Below are 19923 nucleotides of genomic sequence, written 5' to 3'. Positions count from 1 at the left end.
GGCACGGCGCGTTCTTCCTCCGACGAACCCTGCTCGCAGCTTTGTGAAGCCGCTCTCAGGTTCTGTAAACTGTGACACCTGCAACCATGGTTTGCAATACTTTGCCGGTAAACCGCGCATCCTCGAACGCGCTGTTCTTCGATTTGGAGACAATATCATCCTTGGACAGAACCCATGGATAGTCCGGGTCGACGAGGGCGATGTCGGCGCGCGCGCCCGGTTGCAGCGTTCCCGCATCAAGGCCGAGGATCTTCGCCGGCCGCGTCGACATGGCGTCCACCAGACGCATCAGCGGAACATCGCCCGAATGATAAAGCCTGAGTGCTGCCGCGAGCAGGGTTTCAAGCCCGATGGCGCCGTTCTCCGCATCCGCGAAGGGCAGGCGCTTGGTGTCGACATCCTGCGGATCATGCGCCGAGACGATGATGTCGATGGCGCCGTCCGCCAGCGCGGCAACCATGGCCCGGCGGTCATCTTCGGTCCGAAGCGGCGGCGACAGCCGGAAGAAGGTCCGGTATTCGCCGATGTCTGTCTCGTTGAGGGTCAGGTGATTGATCGAGATCCCGGCGGTTACATCGAGCCCGCGCGCCTTGGCGGCGCGGATGATTTCGGCGGACTCGGGCACCGAAATGCTCATCGCGTGATAGCGCGAGCGGGTCAGAGCCGCCAGCCGCAGGTCGCGCTCGAGCGGGATGATCTCGGCCTCGCGCGGGATGCCGGGCAATCCCAGCCAGCTTGCAAACAGACCCTCGTTCATCACGCCTGTGCCGCCCAGTTGCCGGTCCTGTGTCGCCACGGCGATCACCGCGCCGAAGTCGCGTGCATAGGTCATCGCCCGCCGCATCACCGCCGGGTTGTCGACCGTATGCCGTCCGTTGGAGAGCATGACGGCGCCGGCTTCGAGAAGCAGGCCGAACTCGGTCATTTCCTCGCCGTCGAGCCCCTTGGTCAGCGCTGCGGCCGGATGGACCCGGACGATGGCCTCGTCGCGGGCCAGCCGCTGGACGAAATCGACCAGCGCCACGTCATCGATCACCGGATCGGTGTCGGGCATCATGATGATCGAGGTGACGCCGCCCTTGGCCGCCGCCCGGCTGGCGGACGCGATGGTTTCGCGATGCTCCGCGCCCGGTTCGCCGATATGCACGCAGGCGTCCACAAGCCCGGGAATGGCGATCAGACCGCTGCAGTCTTCGGTCTCGGCATCAGCCGGCGCGGCGAACCCTGCCGCATCCCCGCCACAGGCGGCGATCTTCCCGTCGATGATGACGATGTCGCCGGTTTCGTCCATGCCGGTCGAGGGATCGACAATCCGGACATTCTTCAGGATCCGCGCGCTCATCGGGCCAACTCCCCGTGCAGCATCAGCGTCTCCATCACCGCCATCCGCACCGCGACGCCCATCTCGACCTGCTGTTCGATCACGCTCTGCGGCCCGTCGGCAATGTCGGAGGCGATTTCCACACCGCGGTTCATCGGCCCGGGGTGCATCACCAGGGCATCTTCCTTGGCCGCCTTCAGCTTCTCGGCGTCGAGGCCGAAATAGCGGAAATACTCGCGCACCGACGGCACGAAGGAGCCGGCCATGCGCTCGCGCTGCAATCTCAGCATCATCACCACGTCGGCGTCCTTGATCCCGTCCTCCATGCGCCGGAACACTTCCACACCCATGTCGGCGATGCCGGAAGGCAGCAGCGTCGACGGCGCCACCACCCGGACCCGCGCGCCAAGCGCGTTGAGCAGCAGGATGTTCGAGCGGGCGACGCGCGAGTGCAGCACGTCGCCGCAGATGGCCACCGTCAGGCGCCCGACCTTGCCCTTGGCGCGGCGGATGGTCAGCGCGTCGAGCAGCGCCTGGGTCGGGTGCTCATGTGCCCCGTCTCCGGCATTGATCACCGGGCAGCCGACCTTCTGCGACAGAAGCGCCACGGCGCCCGCCGACGAATGCCGAACCACCAGCACGTCGGGCCGCATGGCATTGAGCGTCATCGCGGTGTCGACGAGGGTCTCGCCCTTCTTGACGCTGGAATTGGCAACCGACATGTTCATCACGTCCGCGCCGAGCCGCTTGCCGGCCAGTTCGAACGAGGCTTGCGTCCGGGTCGAGGATTCGAAGAACAGGTTGATTTGCGTGAGACCCCGAAGGGTGGAAGTCTTCTTCTCTCGCTGGCGGGAAATCTTGACCGCTTCGTCCGCCTGATCGAGCAGATAGTGGATGTCCGGCTCCGAAAGCCCCTTGATTCCGAGAAGGTGGCGGTGCGGAAATGACATCGTGGGTCCCATAGGATTGAAGACGTGAGCGGTCTATAGAAAGGTTCCGGGGCAGGGGCAAGCATGCCGGAGCCGGAAATGCGCGATGTCCCCATGCAAAACCGCGCGAATCCCTGTAAGCGAGGTCCGATGAGCCCGATCCAAGCCTTTGGCCCCCAGGCCGACAATCAAAGCCCTGCCTTTTCCGGGCACAATGCCTACCGTTCCGATCCCTTGCTGAAGGACATCGCGGCCGACATGCCGCGGGCGCTGCGCATCGATTTCGAAACGGTCGGCAAGTTCGTGGCCTCCGCCGAAGCCCAGGACCTGGCCCGCATCGCCAACCGTTCCGTGCCCGAGCTCAGGACCCATGACGGCTTCGGCAACCGCATCGATCAGGTCGATTTCCATCCCAGCTGGCACGCACTGATGCGCCGCGGCGTGGCGGGCGGCCTGCAGGGCTCGGTCTGGGAAGGCCGGCGCGAGGAGGCGGGCTATGCGCACCAGGCGCGCGCCATCCGCTTCTTCCTCACCGCAGGTCTGGAATGCGGCCATCTCTGCCCGTTGACCATGACCAACGCCTCGATCGCCGCGATCATGGCCTCGCCGCGCATCGAGAAGGCCTGGGCGCCGCAGGTGGTCTCTCGGCGTTACGATTCGAGCCACCGTCCGGCAATGCAAAAATCCGGCGTGACCATCGGCATGGGCATGACCGAAAAGCAGGGCGGCACCGACGTCCGCGCCAACCAGAGCGTGGCCACCCGCGCCGGCGAAGGCGTCTACCGGCTGTCGGGCCACAAATGGTTCCTGTCCGCGCCGATGTCGGATGCCTTCGTCATGCTGGCCCGCACCGGCGTCGAATCGAGCGGTGAACTGAGCTGCTTCCTGGTGCCGCGCATTCTCGAGGACGGAAACCTCAACGGCCTGCGCCTGCAACGGTTGAAAGACAAGATTGGTAACCGCTCCAACGCATCATCGGAAGTCGAGTTCAGCGACACGTTCGGCTTCCTGCTTGGTGGTGAAGGCGAGGGGGTGCGCACCATTCTGGACATGGTGACGTTGACGCGGCTTGATTGCGCACTCGCCTCGGCCGGCATGATGCGTGCGAGCCTTGCCGAGGCCGTGCACCATTGCCGCCATCGCCGGGTGTTCGGGGAATTGCTGATCGACCAGCCCTTGATGGCGCGGGTGCTGGCCGACCTGGCGCTCGAAACCGCCGCGGCAACCGCCTTGTCGCTGCGGCTCGCGCGCGCCTTCGACAAGGCCCGTGACAACCCTGCCGAAGCCGCCATCGCCCGGCTTATGACCCCGGTGGTCAAGTACTGGGTCTGCAAGATCGCGCCCTCGGTCATCTACGAGGTTATGGAATGCATGGGCGGCAATGGCTATGTCGAGGAGCGGGCGGTTGCGCGTCACTACCGCGAGGCGCCGGTCAACGCCATCTGGGAAGGCTCTGGCAACGTCATGGCGCTTGATGTGCTCAGGGTGCTGACCCGCGGCCGCGACCTGTGCGAAGTGGCGCTCGAGAGCATCAACCGTGATCTGGGCGCCGCCGGTCCGCGCACGGTTGACGTGCTGCGCGCCTGCATGGCGGTGGCGGAACGCGATGAGGGCGCCGCGCGGCTGCTGACCGAGCAGTTGGCGCTTGCCGCTGCCGCAGCCGAACTGACCCGGCTCGGCGCCGGCCATGTTGCCGAAGCCTTTGTCGAAACCCGGCTCGGCGGCGCATGGCGCTCGACCTACGGCATGCTTGATGCCCGGTTCGATGCCCGCCAGATCGTCGACCTGCTCTATCCGCCGGCGGCCTGAGCCGCAGCGATCAGCCCGGCTGCCCACATCACCGCTGGAATGGTCACGAAGGATGCCACCGTCTGCACGGTGGTGACCGCCGCATAAAGCGGAGCATCGCCGCCCATCTGGCGCGCCAGCAGATAGCCGTTCATCGCAGTCGGCACGGAAGCGCAGAGCGCCAGGATCAGCACCGTCTCCCCGCTGAGCCCAAGACCGAGCGCCAGCCCCACCATGATGACCGGGAAGACGATCAGCTTGAGCGCGACAGGTGTCAGCACCGCCGGACCTGGCCGCAGCGCGTCGGTGAGCTTGAGGCCGGCACCGACCATCAACAGCCCGAGCCCGAGCGAGGATCGCGCGATCAGGTCGACCGCCTGTTCGACCGGCGGGTAGAGATCGAAGGGCAGGGCGTTGACGGCGATGCCTGCCGCACAGCCAAGGATCAGCGGGTTTCCGACAATGCGTTTGGCGAGCGTTCCCATGCTGCGTGCGCCGGTTCCGTACCAGACCAGCATGGTGACATTGATGAGGTTGAGCGGGATCACCAGCACCGCCATCACCAGCGCCACCAGCGCCAGACCGGTGGAACCGGCCAGTTTCTCGGCGATCGCCAGCGCGATGAACGCATTCCAGCGCGAAGACGTCTGAAACAACGATGTGTAGCTTGCGTCCGACATGCCCCGGGCGCGGGCGAGCGGATGAATGACGACCAGCAGGATTGTCATGACGATCATCGCCAGCAGCGCAACCAGCGCAACGGTACCGAGTTCAAGGCCGGAAAAATCGGCTGTTGCCAGGGTCAGGAACAGGAGCGATGGAAACAGCAGGTAGTAGCCGATCGTTTCCAGGCCGGGCCAGACGCTCTGGTCGATAAACGGGGCGCGTCTGAGCGCCACGCCGAGCAGCACGATCAGGAAAATCGGCAGGATGCTTTCGAAAATGGGGATCATGGGTATCGCCGGATGAAGTGAGCCTCCTCATAAGCGGCTCGGGCAGGTTGGGCAATGGCGGCCGTTAACCTTAACAAATGGTTTACATTGCGCGGGCCGGTCGCCGCCGTCATGGTGTCAGGCAAGATTAACCACATCCGATGAGCTCCGACGGACCCGTGATGATATCAAGCCGCCTGTACTACGCCTCGATGATGCTGTTCTGGGTCTGCTACCTGTCGCTTCTGGCGCTGGTTGTGACCTATGCGCCGCAGGACGGTGTCAGTCTGGCCGGATTGACCCTTTTTGCCGATGCCGGGCTGGTGGACAGCGCCACAGCCGCGATGCGGGCCATCGGCCTGTCCCCGCTTGCACAAAGCGTCGTCTTCGGGCTTCTCGGCGGTTTCAGCGCCGCATCCGCCGGTCTGCTTCTTTTTGCGATGGTGTTTTATGTCTTTGGCGAGGAGCGCGAACAGCGCGAAGCGCGGCCCCTGGCGCAAGGGGCGGTGGCCTGCACGGCCGCGGCCTCCATGCTGACCACGCTGGTGTTCTTCGCCGGCGGTCAGGCGGGAACACTGCTGGCGCTGGAATTCGGCGCCCTTGGCGGACTTTTCCTGACAATCATGTCGCTTTCCCAGTCGCGGATCGAACCCGATGGGGTGGGGGATGAAGGGATCGGCGAGCTCGATCGGGTGATTGCCGATCACGCCGCCAATCATGCGGCCTTCAGTGCGCAGCTTGCGTCCATATCCAGGCAGGGAACACGTTCATGAAGGTCTTTCTCGTTCTCTGGGTGACGCCGATCGTCCTGCTCGGCAGCTGGTACGGCCTGTCCTACTACGACATCAATTTCGGCTACCGGATTCTGAGCCGCGACCTGCACGACCTGGTTTTCACCATCTATGGCAACCTGCTTGGTATTCCGCCCGAAACCATTCCGCCGCTGGTGCTGAAGGCGATCATTCTCGACACGCTTCTGGTCATCGGCTTCATCGTGATCAAGCGCCGCCGCAAGCAGATCTGGGCCGCCATCCGCAAGATGCTTGGCTGGAGCGAAAGCCGCGAAGACCCGATGCAGGTCCCCAACTCCGCCGAGGCCGAGTACTCACGTATTTCCTGAGGCAGCCTTTTGCGTGCGCAATCCGGTCAACCGGTCGAGCGCGCCCTGCAGGATGAAACTGGCGGCGGCCGAATCGATGCGCTCCTTGCGCTTCTTGCGCGAGACATCCATCTCGATCAGCGCCCGTTCTGCGGCCACTGTCGACAGCCGCTCGTCCCAGAACACGAACGGCAATTCCGTCTTCTGCGCCATGTTGCGCACGAAGGCCCGGGTCGCCTGGGCGCGCGGGCCTTCGCTGCCATCCATGTTGACCGGCAGGCCGATCACCGCCGCACCCGCCTTGTCGCGGTCCAGGGCCTCGATCAGGGCAATGGCATCGAGCGTGAACTTCTTGCGCTTGATCATCGGGCGCGGCGAGGCGAGCCTCAGCGACAGGTCCGAGACCGCCAGTCCGATGGTTTCCGTACCCAGGTCTATTCCGGCAATGGTTTGCCCGGGTTGAATTTGCCCGGAAAGCTCTTCGATGCTGATAGCCGCCATTTTTTACTCTCTGCCTTTGCGCCACAGCGTCTGCCGCGCTAGATGATGGGTTTAGCGAACAAGCCCTTGAAATGCGAGGGCCGCAAATTGCGAGGGAGAGAAACTCATGAAAATCACCTGGCTAGGTCATTCTGCATTCCGGCTGGAAACCGCCAAGTCGACGATCCTCATCGATCCGTTCTTCACCGGAAACCCCTCCTTTGAAGGCAATGACCGCAAGGATGCGGTCAAGGGCATCACCCATATCCTGCTCACGCACGGCCATGGCGATCATGTCGGCGACACCGCGACGATCGCCAAGGAAACCGGCGCGGTGGTGCTCGCCAATTACGATCTGGGCGTGTGGCTCAGCCATCACCACGGCCTCGACCGCCTGGAAATGGGCAACACCGGCGGCACGATTTCACTCGACGGTTTTTCCGCGACCTTCGTCAATGCGCTGCATTCCTCCGCCCACATCACCTCCGACGGGGTGTCGCACTCGCTCGGCAGCGCCAATGGCCTGATGTTGCATTTCGAGGACGAGCCGGGTCTGCTGCACATGGGCGACACCGACATCTTCTCCGATATGGCGTTGATCAACGAATTGCATCGCCCGGAAATCGGCATCGTGCCGATCGGCGACCGCTTCACCATGGGTGGCGCGGTGGCGGCGCTCGCCTGCCGCAGGTTCTTCTCCTTCGCCAAGGTGCTGCCCTGCCACTACGGCACGTTCCCGATCCTCGACCAGACGGCCGATGCCTTCGTCGAGGCGATGGAAGACGACGCCAAGAACGTCGCCGTGCCCAGATCCGGCGAGAGCGTGACTGTCTGACGCGCTGACCGGGGTACATTTGGCCAAACGCGCCACGACCGCCTTTCTCAAGAATGGAATGGTCGCGAAGCGGAACATGGGAAGAAAATGACCCGGGATGATCGGACGATCGACTTCTATTCGCGGGAAGCTTCCGCCTATGCCTCACGGGGTGAACATCCGAATTCGAAGCATATCGAGGCTTTTCTGTCTTTGCTGCCAGCCGGCACCGTCATTCTCGAGTTGGGATGCGGTGACGGGCGGGACAGCGAATTCATGATTGGAAGGGGATTTGATGTGCGTCCGACCGACGGGACGCCCGAAATGGCGCGAGCGGCCGAACAGCGTCTCGGCATTCCTGTTGCCACTCTCTTGTTCGCCGATCTGGACGAGAAACACAGCTGTGACGGGATATGGGCGAATGCCTGCCTGTTGCATGTCCCAAGGGAAAACCTGCCGGGAATTCTTTCGAGAATTCATGCCGCATTGAGGAACGGCGGGCCCTTCTACGCCAGCTTCAAGGCCGGAGAAACAGAAGGCTGCGACCAATTTGACCGGTACTACAATTACCCGTCGGAGCGCTTGTTGCAGGACTGGTACACGGCTTCGGGATGGACGGACGTGAAAATCACAACCGAAATGGGTGGTGGCTATGACGGCAAGCCCACCGAATGGCTTCATGTCATCGCGATCAAGTAATGTTGGCTTTTGGATGAAGGACAGCCTGGCGCGACGACAAATCCTGGCCCCGCAGTTGCGCGGCTGCCCGCGCGCGGCTATAGCGGGGCCACCCGTTCATATCACCCGATGAGGACCCGATGTCCGTAGATCTTGCCACCGTCAAACGCGTTGCGCACCTGGCCCGCATTGCGGTCACCGACGAGGAAGCCGCCCGCATGGAAGGTGAACTCAACACCATTCTGGGCTTCGTTGAACACCTGTCCGAAGTCAATGTCGACGGCGTCGAGCCGATGACCTCGGTCACCCCGATGGCGATGAAAAAGCGCGCAGATGTTGTCACCGACGGCTCCAAGGCCGAGGACATTGTCGCCAACGCGCCTGAATCGACCGACAATTTCTTTGTCGTCCCGAAGGTGGTCGAGTAGCACTATGGCTGTTTCGGTCGCCATTGAATCCCCGATTCAGGATGACGTCACGGCGCTTGTCGAAGCGCTGGACGCCTATCTGGTGCCGCTGGCGCCGGCCGAATTTCATTTCGGTCTGAACATCGAGGAAATGGCGCGCGACGATACCACCGTGTTCGTCGCGCGGGACGAGACAGGCCTGGCCGTCGGTCTCGGCGCGCTCAAGGATGTCGGCCTCGACGCCGGCGCCCGCACCGGCGAGGTCAAGCGCATGTTCACCGCGCCTGAGGTGCGCGGCCAGCGCATAGGCTCGGCGCTTCTCGATGCGATTTGCGCGCGCGCCCGCGACCTCGGCATTGAAAGGCTGGTTCTTGAAACCGGCGTGGGCGAGGGGCTTGCCGCCGCCGTCCGGCTTTATGAAAATCATGGCTTCACCGAATGTGGCGCCGTCCTCGATTACCCTGATTCCGGCTATTCCCGGTTCTTTGAAAAGAAGTTGTCCGCATGACCGACCTGATCCGTCTGACCATCGCCGAAGCCCGTGACGAAATGAAGAAGGGCGCCTTCTCCAGTGTCGAGCTGACCGACGCCTACCTGGCTGCCATCGAAGCCGCCAACCCGGCGATCAACGCCTATGTGAAGGTGACCGCCGACAAGGCCCGCGAGATGGCGAAAGCCTCCGACGCCCGCCGCGCCGGCGGCACGGCCGGAGCGCTGGAAGGCATCCCGCTCGGCGTCAAGGATCTCTACGCCACCGAGGGCGTTCACACCCAGGCCTGCTCCCATGTGCTCGACGGCTTCGAGCCGCGCTACGAATCCACCGTCACCGCCAATCTCTGGGCCGATGGCGCAGTCATGCTCGGCAAGCTCAACATGGACGAGTTCGCCATGGGCTCGTCCAACGAGACCTCCTACTACGGTCCGGTGATCAACCCCTGGCGCGCCGAAGGCTCCAACGCCAACCTGGTACCCGGCGGCTCCTCGGGCGGTTCGGCTGCCGCCGTCGCGGCGCTGATGTGCGCCGGCGCGACGGCCACCGACACCGGCGGCTCGATCCGCCAGCCGGCGGCGTTCACCGGAACCGTCGGCATCAAGCCGACCTATGGCCGCTGCTCGCGCTGGGGCATCGCAGCCTTTGCCTCCTCGCTCGACCAGGCCGGCCCGATCGCCCGCGACGTACGCGACGCGGCGATCCTGCTCGGCTCGATGGCTTCTGTCGACGACAAGGACACCACCTCCGTCGATCTGCCGGTGCCCGACTACGAGGCTGCACTCGGCGGTTCGGTCAAGGGCCTGAAGATCGGCATCCCGCGCGAATACCGCGTCGAGGGCATGCCCGCGGAAATCGAGGCGCTGTGGCAGCAGGGGATTGCCTGGCTCAGGGACGCCGGCGCCGAGATCGTCGATATCGAGCTGCCGCACACAAAGTACGCGCTGCCGGCCTATTACATCGTTGCACCTGCCGAGGCCTCGTCCAACCTGGCCCGTTACGATGGCGTCCGTTACGGTCTTCGTGTGCCCGGCAAGGACATTGCCGACATGTACGAAAAAACCCGCGCCGAAGGCTTCGGCCAGGAGGTCAAGCGCCGCATCATGATCGGCACATACGTGCTGTCCGCCGGTTACTACGACGCTTACTACCTGCGCGCCCAGAAGGTCCGCACCCTGATCAAACGCGATTTCGAACTGGCCTTCGAGGCCGGCGTTGACGCCATCCTGACGCCCGCCACCCCGTCCTCGGCCTTTGCCGTTGGCGACGAGGATCTGGCGAGCGATCCGGTGAAGATGTACCTCAACGACATCTTCACCGTGACCGTCAACATGGCCGGCCTTCCAGGTATTGCCGTCCCTGCGGGCCTTGACCCCAAGGGTCTGCCGCTCGGCCTGCAGCTGATCGGCCGTCCGTTCGAGGAAGAGACACTGTTCAAGACCGCCCACGTGATCGAGCAGGCCGCGGGCCGGTTCGAGCCCAAGCGTTGGTGGTGACGGAGGCCGGCAGCCGAGGCGCTTTTAGCAGATTGGCTTGATGTTGAAGCGGCGCCCGAAGGCGCCGTTTCGCGTTTACCGGTTGTCGAGTTGCGACCTGACCAGTTCCAGCCCGCGCCTTGTGACGCCGTAGGGCTGTCCCTTGCGCGAGCTGATCGCCCGTTTGCGTTTCAGCTTCCGGAAGGTTTCGAGATCAAGGCCGGCAAACAGCCAGCCTTCACGGGTGATGAGCTTGATTTCCGCGACCTTTCGGTTGTCGTCACGGATCAGTTCGATCCTGCCGCCCTGGGCGAGCAGGTGCAGAATGCGCTGTTCGGCGCGGGAAATATCCATAGGTGTCGTGTCCGGGAAAGCGCTCGTTCGAGCGCACAAAAACATCTGCCAACATCAGGGATATCGGCGGTTGTCATGTTTTTGTCGGGCCATGCGCGGCGTGTTGAACGCGGGGCGTGGCCCTTTATCGGGACTCGGACAAGAAGAACATAAAGGCTCCGGTAGTGGACCGTCCGATAATAGGTGGCCGGTGTCGCCGGATCAAGATTTCCCGTCCCGATGGTTGCCGCGAAAGTCCGCCACTGTTGCCATATTGCCCTTCAAAACCGGCGAAGCACTTGCCCAACCAGCCATTTCCGGCGAAAGTCAGCTCAAGTGGCTCGCCCATTCGGGGTCATCTGTACACGGAGCGGTCTGAATGCTGTCTATCCGGCCTGCCAATTCCGCGGAAGCCCAGGATCTCGCCAAGATCGGCCTGGCTGCCTGGGAGAAGGCGATCCGCGTCTGGGGGGAGGATGCCGACCGGCTGCGTGACAACGCGCGGCAAGCCTACTACGATTTCTGCACCCGATGCTGGCCCGACATTCTGGTCGCCGAATGGGATGGCGAACTGGCTGGCTGGGGCTCTTGCGAAAAGGCGGATGACTTCATCACCGATCTCTGGGTGCTGCCGGAATACCAGGGCAGGGGCATCGGCACTGCGCTTCTGGACAAGATCGAATCCGGCATCAGGCAGCGTGGCTATTCCGCCGCCCGGCTCGACACCCATGCCCGCAACATCGGCGCGATCCGGCTCTACAAGCGCCTGGGCTACCGCGTCAAAACCTATTTCGTGACCTATTCCGAACCGCTTGACGAGGATATCGACAAGGTGGAGATGATCAAGGAATTCGAGCCCGGCAGCGATCCTGTCGATCCGGGAACCGGGGAATACGGTCTTTACGACCAGTGAGGCACATCGCTCCCGCTCCCCGCGCGGAGTAGGGCGATTTCTGCTTCAAGACAAAAAAGGACCCGGATACGGGATTTCCGATCCGGGTTTCCAAGTCGGGCAAAGATCACTTCGCCTAGAGGGAGCTGTAAAATCAGGCCGCGGGTTGCGAATTCGCTTCGGCGTTGGAGAGCACCCGCTCGAAAAGGTCATGGTTGCGGCAGAAGGAGGGCGCTTCATCTGCATCGACTTCATGCGACAGCCAGTGCTGACAGGCATCGGGCCGGTCGCAGGTCAGGCAGCGGTTGGCGGCACGGCGCAGCACACCGGCATGATCCGGCAACTTCCAGATCTCGTCGGCGACGCCAAGCTTCTTCATCATGGCGTCCATCAGGTCTGCCTGTTTTGTCAAACGGCTGAAAATATCAAGTACGCTCATGATCTTCTCCTCTTCGATGTTGAAGCAGGAATCTCACGAAGCCGGGTCCCCGACATTGATCTCGGTCAAACATTTTGCAGGTTGTTTCGGACAGTTGAACCGCCCGGCGCCCGGAAAGCCTTGCAGTCGGGCCGGCTTTGTTCTACCCGACAGGGAGCAGATCCCGGAAAGACAATGAGCCTGACATGACCCTCGTCGATACACGTACGCCCGACCCCAAACGCCTCATTCCCGGCGCCACCGGCGATTGGGAAATCATCATCGGTCTGGAAGTCCACGCCCAGGTGACCAGCAATTCGAAGCTGTTCTCCGGTTCGTCCACGGAGTTCGGCAAGGCCGCCAATACCAATGTCAGCCTGGTCGATGCCGCCATGCCCGGCATGCTGCCGGTGATCAACGAGGAATGCGTGGCCCAGGCCGTGCGCACAGGCCTCGGCCTGAAGGCGCAGATCAACAACCGCTCGGTGTTTGACCGCAAGAACTATTTCTACCCCGACCTGCCGCAGGGCTACCAGATCTCCCAGTTCAAGGACCCGATCGTCGGCGAGGGCACGATCATCATCTCGGTCGGTCCCGACCGTCAGGGCCAGTTCGAGGATATCGAGATCGGCATCGAGCGCCTGCATCTCGAGCAGGACGCCGGCAAGTCGATGCACGACCAGCATCCGTCGATGTCCTATGTCGATTTGAACCGTTCCGGCGTGGCGCTGATGGAGATCGTCTCCAAGCCCGACATGCGCTCTGCCGACGAGGCCAAGGCCTATGTCACCAAGCTCCGCTCGATCCTGCGCTACCTCGGCACCTGCGACGGCAACATGGACGAGGGTTCGATGCGCGCCGACGTCAACGTCTCCGTGCGCAAGCCCGGCGGTGAGTTCGGCACCCGTTGCGAGATCAAGAACGTCAACTCGATCCGCTTCGTCGGCCAGGCCATCGAATCCGAAGCCCGCCGCCAGATTGCCATCATCGAGGATGGCGGAACCATCGATCAGGAAACCCGCCTGTTCGATCCGCAGAAGGGCGAGACCCGGTCGATGCGCTCCAAGGAAGACGCGCATGATTACCGCTACTTCCCCGATCCCGACCTGCTGCCGCTCGAGTTCGACGACGCCTATGTCGCAGCACTTAAGGCGGGCCTGCCCGAACTGCCGGACGACAAGAAGGCCCGTTTCGTCGCCGACATGGGGCTGAGTGTCTACGACGCCTCGATCCTGGTTTCGGAGAAGGCGATCGCCGACTATTTCGAGGAGGTGGCAAGGGGCCGAGACGGCAAGATGGCCGCCAACTGGGTCATCAACGACCTCCTTGGCGCCTTGAACAAATCCGGCAAAGGCATTGAAGAGACTCCGGTTTCGCCCGCCCAGCTCGGCGGTGTCATCGACCTGATCAAGGACGGCACCATCTCCGGCAAGATCGCCAAGGACCTGTTCGAGATCGTCTGGAACGAGGGCGGAAATCCGGCCGAGATCGTCGAGGCCAAGGGCATGAAGCAGGTCACCGACACCGGCGCCATCGAAAAGGCCGTCGACGAGGTGATTGCCGCCAACCCGGACCAGGTCGCCAAGGCCCAGGCCAAGCCCGCACTTGCCGGCTGGTTCGTCGGCCAGGTGATGAAGGCCACCGGCGGCAAGGCCAATCCGGCTGCGGTGCAGGAACTGGTCAAGGCCAAGCTCGGCATCGTGGACGAGTAGGAAGCCGATGTTCTTCGTCCGCTCCGCCTCTGCCCGCGACATCCCGGCGATTCGGGAGGTGCTGGCGGAAACCTGGCGGGCCACCTACGCGCCATTCTATGGCGCGGCCAAGGTCGAGGAGATCATCGCCGACTGGCATTCGGAAGCCGCGATCAAGACATCGCTGGCCCGGCCAGACGGCGAGTTCCTTGTAGCCGACGATGGAACACGGATCGGCGGCGTCGCCTTCGCCAGCCACGCCCCGGGCACCCATGTCGTCTCCCTGCACCAGCTCTATGTCCGGCCCGAGTGCCAGGGCCTCGGCATCGGACGCGATCTCTTCGCCGAGATCGAAACCTGTTTCCCAGGCGCGCGAAGCCTCACCCTGGAGGTGGATCCCGGCAACGAACCGGCGATCGCCTTCTATCAGGCGCACGGCATGAGCGAGACCGGGCGCACCGGCAATTGCGGCAAGGGCGAATCCGGCATTCCTGCCATCATCATGAGCAAGCCGCTCGCCGGCTGATCCGGACTGAGGCTCAGTTTGCTTCCATCTCCCGGCCATTGTTGTCCCAGAAGCGGACGGCAGAGCATTCGATGATGTAGGGGCGCAGGCTCTTGTCGCAGGCAACCGCCACCGCAGCCATCAGCGCTTCCCTGCTGTCCCAGCCGCAGAGATACTGGTGCCAGTGGATGCCTTCCTGGTGCTGGACGAACAGATCGGCCGACCAGCCTGCCGGATAGCACCATTTCACCCTCAGGCAGTCTTCCGCCAGGGCCCCGCCTTCAACGCATTTCTCCCGCGCGCAGGCGAGTGTCTTGTCCGTGCTCTGCCCGGTACAGACCCCTGACGATTGTTCCGGCGCCTCGGCGAAGGCGATGCCGATCGGCCCGTCCTGGGCGATGGACGGCGTAATCGCTGCCAGCACAATCGCCGCAGCACTCAGGAACTTCATGATCATCAGCTTCCCCCTTTGTTTTTCCAGTCGGCCGATAATGATTGGGATTTTCCTGTGTGAACAGTGTCAAACACAATTGACCCTGGGCAAGGCGTGCCTGCAAGGTTCCCGGATGGCAGCTTACGTAAGCTGACAGGACGGAAACTGCGGGGATGGTCCCGCGACCGGGCGAGGGACATGACACAAGTTTACAAACTGGCGATCCCGGTCTTTGTTCTTGGCTTCATCGCCGGTGCGGGCTTCTGGTATCTGTTTTCGCCCGCCTTCATCGACCGCGTTGTCAGCGAGGAACTGCCCGCGGGGCTGGAACTGACCGAATCGCGATCCGGAAGCTTCCGTGATGTCGATGGAGCCCACCGCGGCACGGGCACGGTGAAGGTCCTGGCCAACGCGGCGGGCGGCACCTTGCTCAGGTTCACCGAGTTCGAAGTGACCAACGGCCCCGGTCTCGAGGTCTGGCTGGTCGAAAACCCCGACCCGCAGAGATCAGCCGACGTCAGCGCCAGCCGATGGCTTTCGCTTGGCCCGCTGAAAGGCAACAAGGGCGACCAGACCTATGTGGTTCCGGAAGGCGTCGATATGACGACATGGGGCTCAGTGGCCATCTGGTGCGAGCAGCTCAGCGTGCTGTACTCGGTAGCGACGCTTTCTCCGGCGGGAGTGTGAGGAAATGACGGACAGCGTAATCATCAGGGCCGCAGAACGCAGTGACGTGGCAGCCATTGCGGCGATGTTCGCCCAGGACGCGCTCGGAGGCCACGGCGACAGCGCCGATCCGGCCGATCTGCCCGACTATCTCGCGGCATTCGACCGGATTTCGGCAAGTCCCAACGACAGTCTTTTCGTGGCCGTTGTTGGCGGCGAGGTGGTCGGCACGTTTCAGACCACGCTGATCACGTCACTCACCGGCAGGGGCAGTGCGAGCCTGACCATCGAGGCGGTCCATACCCGCACAGACATGCGCGGACACGGGATCGGCCAGGCAATGATCAGCCACGCCATCGATCAGGGCAGGGCGCAGGGCGTGCGTCTGGTGCAGCTGACGTCGAACGCCACCCGACTTGATGCTCACAGGTTTTACACGCGCTTGGGCTTCAGCCAGAGCCATCTGGGTTTCAAGATGAAATTGCGCTGAGCGGACGGCTCCGAGACTGGACAATGCAGCCTCAGCGGGCCATAAGGCGGATTGTGACGCGGCTGCGATTTGGCCGCAGGTCCACACACGAGAGGCTTTCATGAAGGCGCTACTGCTTCAGATTTTCACCTGGTGGAACGGACAGACCCTGGGGACCCGGTTTCACACCTGGCGCCACGGCAAGCGGGTCGGCGAAGACGCGTCCGGCAATGTCTATTATGAAGGCGGCAAGGACTCCGAAGGGCGCACCCGCCGCTGGGTGATTTTCAACGGTCCGTCGGAACCCTCTGCGATTCCTCCCGGCTGGCACGGCTGGATGCATCACCGCACGGACGTCTCGCCGGCGGCTGAAACCTACGTTGCCAAGCCGTGGGAACAGGCGCACCAGGCCAACATGACCGGCACCGGACGCGCATACCGTCCCAAGGGCTCGATCCTCAACCAGGGTGCGCGTCCGCATGTGACCGGCGATTATGACGCGTGGACCCCGAAATCCTGACCCGCTGCCATTGCTTTGGCGCAGCCATGCCACATTTCATGGTTAACGCTTCATTGACGGCGGTGGGCTAAGCTCCCGGCCGGAGACATGCCGGGAACGGCCCCGAGCGGGCCTTGTGACGAGTGAAGCGAATGATTATTCCGAAGAACAACCTTGCACGATTTGCAGGAGCCCTAGGGTTTGCCGTCGTGGCGCTGGCCGCTGCATCCGTGCCGGCCGACGCCGCGCGTATCGAAAATCCTGTGGCGGTGTTTTCAGGTATCGACAAGATCACCGGGCGAATCACCACCTTCGATGTCTATGTCGGTGAAACCGTGCAATTCGGCGCGCTGCAGGTCACCCCGCGCGTCTGCTACAGCCGCGACGAGACCGAGGCGCCGAAGACCGACACCTTTGTCGAGGTTGATGAAATCACCCTCGATCGCAAGATCCGGCGGCTGTTCACCGGCTGGATGTTCGCCGATTCTCCCGGCCTGAACGCGGTCGACCATGCCGTCTATGACGTCTGGCTCAAGGACTGCAAGCAGCAGTCCGACGTTCCCGCACCGGAAAAAAACAACTGATTGACAGCTCAGTCGCTTCCGGCGGGCAGACTGATTTCTTGCCAGCGCGCGCGGGGAATCGCGCCGTCGAGCGCGAACGAGAAGGCAACCACGCCCGCCCGGTCGGGCTGAACCCTGCACCGGTATCGTAACGCGAGCCAGTCTGGTCTGCTGCGAAGGGCTGCCCCTTCTGCGACAACAAGGTCGTCTTCCATCAATATGTCTGCCGTCGCATAGGCGACGACGAAGTCCGGATGCAGGCTTTTGTGCTGCCGCGCGGCCTGCTCCATTGCCTCGAGATTGCAGATCTGGACGGCTTTTTCGTCGGCTGCGAGCTCACCCATCGCCTGGCGGGCCTGAGCGTTCCGCGGTTCGGCCAGGACTGAAGCCGAAAACAGGCGCGTAACGGTCTGCAACCGGCTTTTGACAAGTGCCGGTGCGTGGAGCGGCAAGGCTGGCACTTCCGAGCTTTTCGGCGGTTCGGGAATGGCAGGCACCACCGGATAGGCCAGGTTGTCCTTGGGAAATGATTGGAGCATCGCAGGATCCGGCGCGACGGCGGGCCGCGCGGGCTGAACAACAATCTCGACGGAGACGCTGTCGGTCTGCCGCGGAACCAGCCTGCGCGCGGTGGGTGAAAACATCAACAAGACGATCAGCAGCGCATGCAGCCCCACCGCGGCAGCCAGGCTCCGGCGAAAGTTCCAGTCCTTTGCAAACGGTCGAGCAGGCACAACGATGGATCCGTGCGGCAATGCCTGAGACAGTCCGCAAGATCTTGGCCATATTATGCTTGCGCGATCATCGAAGCGCCGCGCAACCGAAGAGATTGCGCGGCGTTTCGGGTTTCACAGGCGCAGAACCGGATCAGCGCGAGGCGACCGGGGTCACCAGCGGCGTGATGCGGCGGATCGTGACCCTGCGGTTGAGACGTTCCGGCGCCTCGGTACGGACCTTGAGATACCGTTCGCCATAGCCCTGGGTCACCAGGTTTTCCGGCGGAATTCCAAACACGTCGCTCAGCGCCACGGCAACCGTCTCGGCACGCCGGTCCGACAGCAGCAGATTTGCCTCGTCGCGGCCCACGGCATCGGTGTGGCCTTCGATCAGGAAGGTCTCGGCCGGGTTTTTCTCAAGGATCTTCGTCATCGCGCTTGCCACGTCGGAAAGCCGCTGGATCTGATCTTCGGCAATGGTCGCCTTGCCGAACTCAAAGGTCAGGCTGTCCATGTCGATGCGGCGGACCTTGTCGCGAATCCGGGCCGAGCGGCGTACTTCTTCCACCGAGTAGAGGCGCTCGACCTGTTCCACCGGCGGCTCCATCAGGAACTCGAGAAAGGCAGACGGCTCGGCTTCGGTCGCATCAAGGATGTAGTCATCGATGGAAATCGAAAGCCGAAGTGGCGGCAGCCGGCGACCGGGATCGACAAAGGCCTGGCGTGACCCGTCGCTGTTGGCGTTTGCGTAGAAAAGCACGTATTCGCGCCCGTCCGGCATGATCCGGCTGCGCTGCACCACATCGCCCCAGCGGTTGGTGATGGTGACGAGCTGAACGCCGTTGGGCCGGACGACGACCTCGCGCACCCGGCCACCGCGCAACTGTTCGTAATAGACGTCCTCGCTGCCGGCCCGCAGCCGGTCGCGTTCGTCATGCTCGATGATGGTGCGGTTGTCGACCTGTATGATGGTCCGGTTGTCATACTGATTGATGATGGTGACATCGGTCTGCGCTTCAGGGGCGGGCTCTGCACTCATGCGCACGCCTTGCTCCGACATTGCCTGTGGCGCAGGTGCGCTTCTCGTTTCGGGCGCCTGGGCTTCCTCGTCGGATGCCGGTGGCGGGGCGGAAGGCTCTTCCACAGCCGGTGCTGTGGCCGGTTCATCTCCTGCCACAGGCTCTTCCTTGGCGCTGTCGAGCACCGGTGCGCCATCCTCCACTGGAAGCGTCAGCACCTCCTCTTCAGCCGGCGCGGCTGCCCCCTCTGCCGGCTCTGCGGCTGGCGCCGGCTCTGCAGGGGCGGCTTCGGCTGCAGGCTCTTCCGGCGCTGCTTCGGTTGCAGGCTCTTCGGCGGCGGACGGTTCCTCGGTTGCCGGGGCTTCTGGCGCTGCCGAGTTTGGCTCCGGTGTGGGAACGACGGCATCTTCGGAAGGGGTCTCGGTTTCGTCCGGCGCTTCGGCAGCCGGCTCTGTGGCCGCTTCCGGTTCGGCGGCGGGCTCCGCGGCCTCCGGTGCCGGGGGCACTTCCACGGCGGGTTCAGCAGTCGAATCAGACGCTGGAGCAGCTTCTGGCTCGGCTGGCGGGGCGGTTTCCGCCGGGGCTTCGGGTGCCTCGGTTTCCGGCGCTGCCTCGGTCGGGGCGGTGGCCTCTGGCTCGACCACCGGCTCCTCGGCTTCGGGCGCCGGGGCCTCTTCAGCGGCAGGCTCAACTGGTGCAGCGGGCTCGGGAACTGCTTCTGGCTCGGCGGTCGGCGCAGCTTCAGGTGCCACGGGCTCGACGGCTTCGGCGGCCGGTGCCTCTTCGGCAGGCGCTTCAGCTTCCGGGGCTGGCGCGGTCGCGTCCTGTGTGGCTGCCTGGGCGGCTGCGAGTTCGGCCTGCGCCGCGTCGACCTCGGCTTGCGCTGCGGCAACATCGCCGCCCGACGCCTCGGCTTCCGCCTTGCGGGCGAGCGCTTCGGCCAGTCGGGTTTCCGCGTCGGCCACGCTCAGCTGCACCCGGGCCAGGTATTGCGTCATGGCCGTTCTTGCCGGGGCCAGAGAGGGCGCCTGGCCGAAAGGCAAGGCGTGGGAAGAACCAAGGCTGGCAAGGCTGATGGCGGTGGAGGCAAGCAGTATGCGTGTCATTGTCACGAGGGCAACTCCTGTGGGGTAAACGTTCCTTCGAACGGTCAACGCGTGCGCGCCCCTTGCGGTTCCATCCACCCTTATGTCCAGTGGCATCGACCGATGACGCCAGGAAGCACTCCGCGGCGTCACTCAGGTCGCGCTCGGTCGACTTGGACCGGGCGTTGCTTGCGGATCATGTGGTTGGAATGTGCCGGAAG

General features: G+C 63.5%; 24 protein-coding genes. 15 read left to right on the top strand and 9 right to left on the bottom strand.

Annotated elements, in window-relative coordinates:
• Positions 1-55 precede the first annotated feature (55 nt).
• Positions 56-1342, bottom strand: coding sequence for a dihydroorotase (locus O4H62_RS02830; protein WP_269385608.1), 1287 nt, complete (start codon positions 1340-1342; stop codon positions 56-58).
• Positions 1339-2271, bottom strand: a complete 933-nt coding sequence (locus O4H62_RS02825; protein ID WP_269385607.1) for an aspartate carbamoyltransferase catalytic subunit — start codon at positions 2269-2271, stop codon at positions 1339-1341. The genes O4H62_RS02830 and O4H62_RS02825 overlap by 4 nt, the downstream gene beginning before the upstream one ends.
• A 129-nt stretch (positions 2272-2400) precedes the next feature.
• Between O4H62_RS02825 and O4H62_RS02820 the strand changes: the two genes are divergently transcribed.
• A complete protein-coding gene (locus O4H62_RS02820; protein WP_269385606.1) occupies positions 2401-4059 on the top strand; it encodes an acyl-CoA dehydrogenase family protein in 1659 nt (552 codons plus the stop codon).
• Here O4H62_RS02820 and O4H62_RS02815 read toward each other — a convergent pair.
• Positions 4041-4991, bottom strand: coding sequence for an AEC family transporter (locus O4H62_RS02815; RefSeq protein WP_269385605.1), 951 nt, complete (start codon positions 4989-4991; stop codon positions 4041-4043). The two genes, O4H62_RS02820 and O4H62_RS02815, sit on opposite strands and share 19 nt — an antisense overlap.
• Before the next feature lie 161 nt (positions 4992-5152).
• Between O4H62_RS02815 and O4H62_RS02810 the strand changes: the two genes are divergently transcribed.
• The gene (locus tag O4H62_RS02810) at positions 5153-5743 is read left to right on the top strand and encodes a hypothetical protein (RefSeq protein WP_269385604.1); all 591 of its coding nucleotides are present in this window, start codon (positions 5153-5155) and stop codon (positions 5741-5743) included.
• Entirely contained in the window at positions 5740-6090 is a 351-nt protein-coding gene (locus tag O4H62_RS02805; RefSeq protein ID WP_269385603.1) for a DUF6105 family protein, read from the top strand. Before O4H62_RS02810 ends, O4H62_RS02805 begins: the two co-directional genes overlap by 4 nt.
• On the opposite strand, the gene ruvX is transcribed toward O4H62_RS02805, so the two are convergent.
• Complete coding sequence (gene ruvX, locus O4H62_RS02800) at positions 6076-6570, bottom strand: Holliday junction resolvase RuvX (RefSeq protein ID WP_269385602.1); 495 nt, start codon at positions 6568-6570, stop codon at positions 6076-6078. The genes O4H62_RS02805 and ruvX overlap by 15 nt on opposite strands.
• A gap of 106 nt (positions 6571-6676) precedes the next feature.
• Here ruvX and O4H62_RS02795 point away from each other — a divergent pair, with 106 nt between their 5' ends.
• The 5 genes from O4H62_RS02795 to gatA all read left to right on the top strand — a co-directional run bounded on the left by O4H62_RS02795 (position 6677) and on the right by gatA (position 10434).
• Complete coding sequence (locus O4H62_RS02795) at positions 6677-7384, top strand: metal-dependent hydrolase (RefSeq protein ID WP_269385601.1); 708 nt, start codon at positions 6677-6679, stop codon at positions 7382-7384.
• An 87-nt stretch (positions 7385-7471) separates the two neighbouring features.
• Entirely contained in the window at positions 7472-8062 is a 591-nt protein-coding gene (locus tag O4H62_RS02790) for a class I SAM-dependent methyltransferase (protein WP_269385600.1), read from the top strand.
• A gap of 119 nt (positions 8063-8181) precedes the next feature.
• Positions 8182-8469, top strand: coding sequence for an Asp-tRNA(Asn)/Glu-tRNA(Gln) amidotransferase subunit GatC (gatC, locus tag O4H62_RS02785; RefSeq protein WP_269385599.1), 288 nt, complete (start codon positions 8182-8184; stop codon positions 8467-8469).
• Between the two features lie 4 nt (positions 8470-8473).
• Positions 8474-8956, top strand: a complete 483-nt coding sequence (locus O4H62_RS02780; RefSeq protein WP_269385598.1) for a GNAT family N-acetyltransferase — start codon at positions 8474-8476, stop codon at positions 8954-8956.
• Positions 8953-10434 carry an Asp-tRNA(Asn)/Glu-tRNA(Gln) amidotransferase subunit GatA gene (gene gatA / locus O4H62_RS02775; RefSeq protein WP_269385597.1) on the top strand — a complete coding sequence of 494 codons (1482 nt, stop codon included), beginning with the start codon at positions 8953-8955 and terminating at the stop codon, positions 10432-10434. Before O4H62_RS02780 ends, gatA begins: the two co-directional genes overlap by 4 nt.
• Positions 10435-10509: 75 nt before the next feature.
• Here the strand turns inward: gatA and O4H62_RS02770 are convergent, their stop codons facing one another.
• Complete coding sequence (locus O4H62_RS02770) at positions 10510-10767, bottom strand: YjhX family toxin (protein ID WP_269385596.1); 258 nt, start codon at positions 10765-10767, stop codon at positions 10510-10512.
• Positions 10768-11125: 358 nt separating this feature from the next.
• Between O4H62_RS02770 and O4H62_RS02765 the strand changes: the two genes are divergently transcribed.
• On the top strand, positions 11126-11659 hold the full coding sequence (locus O4H62_RS02765; protein ID WP_269385595.1) for a GNAT family N-acetyltransferase: 534 nt from the start codon (positions 11126-11128) through the stop codon (positions 11657-11659).
• A gap of 133 nt (positions 11660-11792) precedes the next feature.
• Here O4H62_RS02765 and O4H62_RS02760 read toward each other — a convergent pair whose 3' ends face one another.
• Positions 11793-12077, bottom strand: coding sequence for a DUF6455 family protein (locus O4H62_RS02760; protein ID WP_269385594.1), 285 nt, complete (start codon positions 12075-12077; stop codon positions 11793-11795).
• 185 nt (positions 12078-12262) lie between these two features.
• Here O4H62_RS02760 and gatB point away from each other — a divergent pair, with 185 nt between their 5' ends.
• Entirely contained in the window at positions 12263-13768 is a 1506-nt protein-coding gene (gene gatB, locus O4H62_RS02755; RefSeq protein WP_269385593.1) for an Asp-tRNA(Asn)/Glu-tRNA(Gln) amidotransferase subunit GatB, read from the top strand.
• Between the two features lie 7 nt (positions 13769-13775).
• Complete coding sequence (locus O4H62_RS02750) at positions 13776-14273, top strand: GNAT family N-acetyltransferase (RefSeq protein ID WP_269385592.1); 498 nt, start codon at positions 13776-13778, stop codon at positions 14271-14273.
• Between the two features lie 13 nt (positions 14274-14286).
• On the opposite strand, the gene O4H62_RS02745 is transcribed toward O4H62_RS02750, so the two are convergent.
• The gene (locus O4H62_RS02745; protein ID WP_269385591.1) at positions 14287-14709 is read right to left on the bottom strand and encodes a hypothetical protein; all 423 of its coding nucleotides are present in this window, start codon (positions 14707-14709) and stop codon (positions 14287-14289) included.
• A 174-nt stretch (positions 14710-14883) separates the two neighbouring features.
• Here O4H62_RS02745 and O4H62_RS02740 point away from each other — a divergent pair, with 174 nt between their 5' ends.
• The 4 genes from O4H62_RS02740 (at position 14884) to O4H62_RS02725 (ending at position 16903) form a co-directional block, all read left to right on the top strand.
• Positions 14884-15372 carry a DM13 domain-containing protein gene (locus tag O4H62_RS02740; RefSeq protein WP_269385590.1) on the top strand — a complete coding sequence of 163 codons (489 nt, stop codon included), beginning with the start codon at positions 14884-14886 and terminating at the stop codon, positions 15370-15372.
• Positions 15373-15376: 4 nt separating this feature from the next.
• The gene (locus O4H62_RS02735; protein ID WP_269385589.1) at positions 15377-15841 is read left to right on the top strand and encodes a GNAT family N-acetyltransferase; all 465 of its coding nucleotides are present in this window, start codon (positions 15377-15379) and stop codon (positions 15839-15841) included.
• 100 nt (positions 15842-15941) lie between these two features.
• Positions 15942-16340, top strand: a complete 399-nt coding sequence (locus O4H62_RS02730) for an NADH:ubiquinone oxidoreductase subunit NDUFA12 (RefSeq protein WP_269385588.1) — start codon at positions 15942-15944, stop codon at positions 16338-16340.
• A gap of 131 nt (positions 16341-16471) precedes the next feature.
• Positions 16472-16903, top strand: a complete 432-nt coding sequence (locus O4H62_RS02725; RefSeq protein ID WP_269385587.1) for a DUF2155 domain-containing protein — start codon at positions 16472-16474, stop codon at positions 16901-16903.
• Between the two features lie 8 nt (positions 16904-16911).
• On the opposite strand, the gene O4H62_RS02720 is transcribed toward O4H62_RS02725, so the two are convergent.
• Positions 16912-17559 carry a DUF930 domain-containing protein gene (locus tag O4H62_RS02720; RefSeq protein WP_269385586.1) on the bottom strand — a complete coding sequence of 216 codons (648 nt, stop codon included), beginning with the start codon at positions 17557-17559 and terminating at the stop codon, positions 16912-16914.
• A 190-nt stretch (positions 17560-17749) separates the two neighbouring features.
• Entirely contained in the window at positions 17750-19723 is a 1974-nt protein-coding gene (locus tag O4H62_RS02715) for an OmpA family protein (RefSeq protein ID WP_269386278.1), read from the bottom strand.
• Between the last annotated feature and the right edge of the window lie 200 nt (positions 19724-19923).

Source organism: Parahoeflea alexandrii (assembly GCF_027214025.1).
Lineage (GTDB): Bacteria > Pseudomonadota > Alphaproteobacteria > Rhizobiales > Rhizobiaceae > Hoeflea > Hoeflea alexandrii_A.
This window is presented reverse-complemented; position numbering and strand designations above follow the sequence as displayed.

Excerpts from the sequence above, each read along its gene's own strand:
- gatA (WP_269385597.1), top strand. The coding sequence starts at position 8,953 with ATGACCGACCTGATCCGTCTGACCATCGCCGAAGCCCGTGACGAAATG.
- O4H62_RS02810 (WP_269385604.1), top strand. The coding sequence starts at position 5,153 with ATGATATCAAGCCGCCTGTACTACGCCTCGATGATGCTGTTCTGGGTC.
- O4H62_RS02830 (WP_269385608.1), bottom strand. The coding sequence starts at position 1,342 with ATGAGCGCGCGGATCCTGAAGAATGTCCGGATTGTCGATCCCTCGACC.
- O4H62_RS02815 (WP_269385605.1), bottom strand. The coding sequence starts at position 4,991 with ATGATCCCCATTTTCGAAAGCATCCTGCCGATTTTCCTGATCGTGCTG.
- O4H62_RS02765 (WP_269385595.1), top strand. The coding sequence starts at position 11,126 with ATGCTGTCTATCCGGCCTGCCAATTCCGCGGAAGCCCAGGATCTCGCC.
- O4H62_RS02770 (WP_269385596.1), bottom strand. The coding sequence starts at position 10,767 with ATGGATATTTCCCGCGCCGAACAGCGCATTCTGCACCTGCTCGCCCAG.
- gatC (WP_269385599.1), top strand. The coding sequence starts at position 8,182 with ATGTCCGTAGATCTTGCCACCGTCAAACGCGTTGCGCACCTGGCCCGC.
- O4H62_RS02750 (WP_269385592.1), top strand. The coding sequence starts at position 13,776 with ATGTTCTTCGTCCGCTCCGCCTCTGCCCGCGACATCCCGGCGATTCGG.
- O4H62_RS02790 (WP_269385600.1), top strand. The coding sequence starts at position 7,472 with ATGACCCGGGATGATCGGACGATCGACTTCTATTCGCGGGAAGCTTCC.
- O4H62_RS02745 (WP_269385591.1), bottom strand. The coding sequence starts at position 14,709 with ATGATCATGAAGTTCCTGAGTGCTGCGGCGATTGTGCTGGCAGCGATT.
- O4H62_RS02725 (WP_269385587.1), top strand. The coding sequence starts at position 16,472 with ATGATTATTCCGAAGAACAACCTTGCACGATTTGCAGGAGCCCTAGGG.
- O4H62_RS02740 (WP_269385590.1), top strand. The coding sequence starts at position 14,884 with ATGACACAAGTTTACAAACTGGCGATCCCGGTCTTTGTTCTTGGCTTC.
- O4H62_RS02805 (WP_269385603.1), top strand. The coding sequence starts at position 5,740 with ATGAAGGTCTTTCTCGTTCTCTGGGTGACGCCGATCGTCCTGCTCGGC.
- O4H62_RS02715 (WP_269386278.1), bottom strand. The coding sequence starts at position 19,723 with ATGACACGCATACTGCTTGCCTCCACCGCCATCAGCCTTGCCAGCCTT.
- O4H62_RS02820 (WP_269385606.1), top strand. The coding sequence starts at position 2,401 with ATGAGCCCGATCCAAGCCTTTGGCCCCCAGGCCGACAATCAAAGCCCT.
- O4H62_RS02760 (WP_269385594.1), bottom strand. The coding sequence starts at position 12,077 with ATGAGCGTACTTGATATTTTCAGCCGTTTGACAAAACAGGCAGACCTG.
- O4H62_RS02735 (WP_269385589.1), top strand. The coding sequence starts at position 15,377 with ATGACGGACAGCGTAATCATCAGGGCCGCAGAACGCAGTGACGTGGCA.
- ruvX (WP_269385602.1), bottom strand. The coding sequence starts at position 6,570 with ATGGCGGCTATCAGCATCGAAGAGCTTTCCGGGCAAATTCAACCCGGG.
- O4H62_RS02730 (WP_269385588.1), top strand. The coding sequence starts at position 15,942 with ATGAAGGCGCTACTGCTTCAGATTTTCACCTGGTGGAACGGACAGACC.
- O4H62_RS02825 (WP_269385607.1), bottom strand. The coding sequence starts at position 2,271 with ATGTCATTTCCGCACCGCCACCTTCTCGGAATCAAGGGGCTTTCGGAG.
- O4H62_RS02780 (WP_269385598.1), top strand. The coding sequence starts at position 8,474 with ATGGCTGTTTCGGTCGCCATTGAATCCCCGATTCAGGATGACGTCACG.
- O4H62_RS02795 (WP_269385601.1), top strand. The coding sequence starts at position 6,677 with ATGAAAATCACCTGGCTAGGTCATTCTGCATTCCGGCTGGAAACCGCC.
- gatB (WP_269385593.1), top strand. The coding sequence starts at position 12,263 with ATGACCCTCGTCGATACACGTACGCCCGACCCCAAACGCCTCATTCCC.